Annotated in this window: 5 protein-coding genes and 1 pseudogene; all 6 read right to left on the bottom strand. The window is 36.9% G+C overall.

Annotated features, from left to right (window positions below; translation table 11 throughout):
* Positions 1-919 (bottom strand): thioredoxin family protein (locus A2003_RS00305; RefSeq protein WP_286686665.1); only part of this gene is annotated, 919 nt, incomplete at its 3' end.
* A gap of 129 nt (positions 920-1,048) precedes the next feature.
* Positions 1,049-1,963: a hypothetical protein gene (locus A2003_RS00300; protein ID WP_286686664.1), complete on the bottom strand. Its 915-nt coding sequence runs from the start codon at positions 1,961-1,963 to the stop codon at positions 1,049-1,051.
* Between the two features lie 24 nt (positions 1,964-1,987).
* Entirely contained in the window at positions 1,988-3,115 is a 1,128-nt protein-coding gene (locus tag A2003_RS00295) for a toxic anion resistance protein (protein ID WP_099948814.1), read from the bottom strand.
* Between the two features lie 12 nt (positions 3,116-3,127).
* Positions 3,128-3,904, bottom strand: coding sequence for a tellurium resistance protein (locus A2003_RS00290; protein ID WP_286686663.1), 777 nt, complete (start codon positions 3,902-3,904; stop codon positions 3,128-3,130).
* 123 nt (positions 3,905-4,027) lie between these two features.
* Positions 4,028-4,441 carry a PaaI family thioesterase gene (locus tag A2003_RS00285; RefSeq protein ID WP_004911902.1) on the bottom strand — a complete coding sequence of 138 codons (414 nt, stop codon included), beginning with the start codon at positions 4,439-4,441 and terminating at the stop codon, positions 4,028-4,030.
* 21 nt (positions 4,442-4,462) lie between these two features.
* Positions 4,463-4,669, bottom strand: a pseudogene (locus A2003_RS00280) (fatty acid desaturase family protein); the annotation flags it as partial.

Below are 4,669 nucleotides of genomic sequence, written 5' to 3'. Positions count from 1 at the left end.
GTTCAACTTCAACCAAACCATTGGCTGTTTGATCTGCACCTGTGATCTTGCTGACACGTTGCAAGTTCATGATGTCCACACCGTATTCACGGACATGGGCTTCCATGTCTTGAGCAAACTTAGGACCAACTGTTTTTTGAATCGTAGTAAAGTTTTCAATATCCATGGTATCCATGACTTGACCACCAAAACGTTCAGCCACAATCCCAGTTTTGATCCCTTTACGCGCTGCATAGATCGCTGCTGTACCGCCTGCAGGACCACCACCAATCACCAATACATCAAAAGCATCTTTTGCATTGAGAAGAGCTGCATCTTTCTCTGCTGAGTTGCTATCTAACTTCGCGATGATTTCTTCCAAAGTCATACGACCCTGACCAATATGTTGATTATCTTGGAACAACATTGGGACTGCTAAGATTTTGCGTTCTTCAACTTCTTCTTGGAAGAAACCACCATCAATCATGGTCGCAGTTGCATCGGGGTTATAGATCGCAATCAAGTTCAACGCTTGAACTACATCTGGACAGTTGTGACAACTCAAAGATACAAACACATCAAAGTTTGATTTTAAGTTCAAACCTTTAATCTGATTTAACACCTCATCAGATACCTTCGGTGCATAACCTGAAACTTGTAACAATGCCAAGATCAAAGAGGTGAACTCATGTCCCATTGGTAGACCAGCGAAGAACACACGAGGTTGTTCACCTGCTTTAGCCACACCGAAACTAGGACGGCGAGCGTTTGAACCGTCAAAACGCGCCGTAACTTGATCAGAAAGTTCAGCAATTTCGGTCACGAGTTCTTTGATTTTTGCAGCTTTATCGGATTCATCTAAAGCAGCCACCAACTCGATTGGACTTTCTAAACGTTCTAAGTAAGCTTTTAATTGAGTTTTAATATTTTGATCTAACATGTCTTTCTCCAAATTCTCAGCAATTCAATCAGCTAAATTCTTTCAATGGGGCTATAGTACGCAAATTATTTAAATAGGTAAAACAGGTTGTTTTCATAATATCAATCGAACAAACCGAACATAACAAACTTATAGATCAAGTTTCTGCGTAATTCGATATCGACGGTTTTTAAAATGCTTAGCTAGCATGTACAAAACCACACTCATTGCGAGATTGATAATTAGAAAGACCAACAAAAAGAAATTCACGTACTTTGAAATTTTTTCTGCTTGCTGCGCTTGGATATCTAGCGGTTGAGTAATCAAAGTAATACTTTTCCCATACAGCTGTTGTTGCATCACCCACAATTGTTCAGGCTTAAAATCATATTTACGAAATTCAGTGGGAACCTTTTTCTCAGCTTCGATCAATTGATTGACATAAATATTCGCAGTTTTGCGATCAATCGGATCATGTAACAAAGCGACCTGAGCTAAGACATAAGCTTTTTCTGTTTGAGAAATATTTATATCTTGTAAATCTTGAGCAATTTGGCTTTCGACAATATTTGTTTGATAGCTCATCCAACGCTGATAAACTTCTTCTGTTTCGTTTTTCCAGTCGTATTGAATATAGCTTAATCCTGACCATAGCAATATAAACGAAATGATCCATGCCAAAAATCGCTGCGTCCAAGCTTGAAATCGCTGTTGGAAGAACTTAAATTTCTTCACCCAACGCACAATTAGAAATGAACCAACAAAGGAAACAAGGACTTTCAGAAACAGCCAACCAAACCAAGAAAGAAGATTAAAAAAATAATCCACAGGTTGTTTAAAAGGTACCAAATCTTGTACTTGATATGGTAAATCTAAACTCTGAACATGCAATGAAAGATCAAAAAACCGATAAATAAATTCTTTTTGTAGAAAGAATGCCGCAATACTTAAAACCATCAAGACTATACTTACAGCAAGCCCAATGACTATATTGCGTTGGCGTTTTTTCAACACCTGCAAACGCTGATCAATAGGTTCCACACTTAAATCATTTATGGGTGACAATGATCTTTCCTTTCATAATAAATTTTAAGATTTAGGCGTTTGCCCACTATTTTCCAGAACGAGATGATTAAGACTTTCTTGCAATGCACGCAAACGCGTTGTTGCTTCAGCTCTTTTTTGCATTCCCTCTTTCTGGATTTGGATTACATCATTTACTGTTTTAATGAGGGTGTTTTGAACATGTTCAAGTGTTTCAACATCAATCACTGAACGTTGATTCGCTTTTGCAGTATCAACTGAGTTTTGATGCAATAATTCCGCATTTCGACGAAGTAAATCATTGGTCGTGTCATCAATCGCTTTCGCTAATTGCACACTATTTTTCTGTTCTTGCAATGAAATCGCTAAGCTAATCTGATTCTTCCAAGCTGGCAATGTAATATTTTTTATTGCATAGAATTTATCAACCAACATCAAATTATTAGATTGAATAATACGAATCATGGGTAGGGTTTGCATTGCAGATTGTTGCAGTACCTGTAAATCACTCACCCTTTTTTCAAGATTATTCGCTAAATGATTGAGATCATAAATTTGTTGCGTGGTCTGCTGATCTTGCTCTTGATTAGCCAATGTCGCAATTTGCTGTTGAATATCTTGTTGCTTCAGTTGTCCTGCTGCGATATAAACACCCAACTGTTTATACTCTTCCTGCACAGCATCAAACATTTTGTCTAGAGTTCCAACACGTGCTTTCAAACCAGATTGTGAACTCTCAATTTCTTTGACTAAAGCATCAATCTGTTCTTTGGTCGTATTAAAATGCTGATCAAAACTTTGCTTTGCGCTTTTAAATTTACTAAGTAAACCACCAAAAAATCCTGAACTTTTAGACTTATTCAAAATACTCGAAGTATTTAATTGCTGAGCAACCTGAACGACCTGATTTAATTTTTGCCCTGTTGCATCTAAATCTTTATTTTGAACGAGATCAAGTAACTCATCTGTATAAGTCGATGTTTTATTGGCAATATTTTTCCCATATTCAGCTACAACAGTTGTGCTTATCTCAGCGAGTTCCTTATGTGCATCCATCACCTCCGCAAAATCATGCGGTTGCAATCCTAGCTCTTTTAAATTCAATTGTTCAAAGCGTTCCTCTTGTTTTAATTCGACTTGAGTTGACGCTTGAGTCAATTCTGAACCAGACATACTTTTCCCCTCTTATTTCTCTAATGATTTTTTAAGATTTTGAATCAAATCTTCTCGACTTTTATCCAATTTTTCAAGAGTGATGCTTGAATTTGAGTGACGACTTTGCTGTAAATGATATTGCCATGCTGGAATCAAAACTTGCTGAGCTTCTTTAAATCGATCTAATAAACTAAAAGATAAATGCTGAGATAAATGCATTTGTTTGATCGCAATATCATTACTCGTTTGTAAAGTTTGTAAGGTATTCACCTTTTTAGACAATCGCTCAAGAAAATGATCTAAAGTTTTTTGGCGACTAAACTCAGGATATTCATTCAAAAACTCTTGAGCTGCGCCAATATAGGCTGCCATTTGTTCTCGTAAGCCCAATACCTGTTGTATTCGTGATTGTGACTTCTGTATTTCTATTTGCAGTTTTTGACTTAAATGATTTGCTTCATCAATTAAGCGATCAAGGTCTTTTAAATATTTGACCTGACTTGCATCATACTCCACATCAATGCCGAGCCATTTTTGTAATGCATTGAATCGACGACCACGTAGATACTTTTTTGAAAGTGACAGCTGTTGAATAATCTGTGAGATAACTTCACTTAACTGTTGATTTAATTTAGGGTCAATACCATTCAATAAAACACTTTGAGCTTGAACTAAATGATCGGCATAGGCATTCAAACGATGCGGATCATCCATCAAAGGCAATAGATCATTTCGCTTAATCGCTAAAACTTGCTCGTGGTCAAGCGAAATATGAGACAGAGGTATTAAGTCGAGTTCTATGGGCATATAAGTAAAAATGGTAAGAACAAATAAATTTGAACAAACTTAGTTTTAGCATGTTCTTACCAATTCTCATACTGAATTGTTGTTATGTTTTGCTGCTCTATTCGTTGTTATTTCTAAAATTTTTTATTGCTTTGGAATTGCATATGTACCGATAACATGAGCAACAGGTTCATCGTCTCCAACTGAATAAAGCCATACCTCACCAGTCACTAAAGTTTTGCCGACTTTAATCAATTTACAAACAGCTTTGATATTTTGCATTCCGTTTGGTTTGCGGAAAAAGTTAATCGTCATATTGGTTGTGACTGCCATGGCCACCAATCCCAAGTCACCTAAAATCGCAACATACAATGCAAAATCAGCTACAAGCATCAATGTTGGCCCAGACACAGTTTGTCCGGGACGTAAGTCACTTTGATCGACACGATATAATAGCTCTGCACCTTTTGGGGTAATCTCCACAATTGATGTTTTTTCCAGTGCTTGTGGAAATTCTTGGGCTAAAAAACTAATGATCTGTTCTTTTGCTAATAGCATATCTATTCTTCTATTCTTGAATTAATCAGCTTGGTTGGATAGTTCATGCAAAACTTGCCAATACGTTGGCGGTTCTTCTACATGTCCGCGCTCACGTAACATCTGATGCATTTTCGGTAATTTAAAATACGGAACAGCAGCCATAAGATGATGTTCTTTATGATAATTCACATGTATTGGCGCGACTAATGCACGTGCTAAATATCCAGCTTTAGTTGTACGAGTATT

The sequence above is a fragment of the Acinetobacter sp. GWC1_38_13 genome, assembly GCF_001767535.1.
In the GTDB taxonomy this organism is placed as follows: Bacteria; Pseudomonadota; Gammaproteobacteria; order Pseudomonadales; family Moraxellaceae; genus Acinetobacter; species Acinetobacter junii.
This window is presented reverse-complemented; position numbering and strand designations above follow the sequence as displayed.

What these genes read in the sequence shown, in the direction of transcription:
- A2003_RS00295 (WP_099948814.1), bottom strand. Translation starts at nt 3,115, where the DNA reads ATGTCTGGTTCAGAATTGACTCAAGCGTCAACTCAAGTCGAATTAAAA.
- A2003_RS00290 (WP_286686663.1), bottom strand. Translation starts at nt 3,904, where the DNA reads ATGCCCATAGAACTCGACTTAATACCTCTGTCTCATATTTCGCTTGAC.
- A2003_RS00285 (WP_004911902.1), bottom strand. Translation starts at nt 4,441, where the DNA reads ATGCTATTAGCAAAAGAACAGATCATTAGTTTTTTAGCCCAAGAATTT.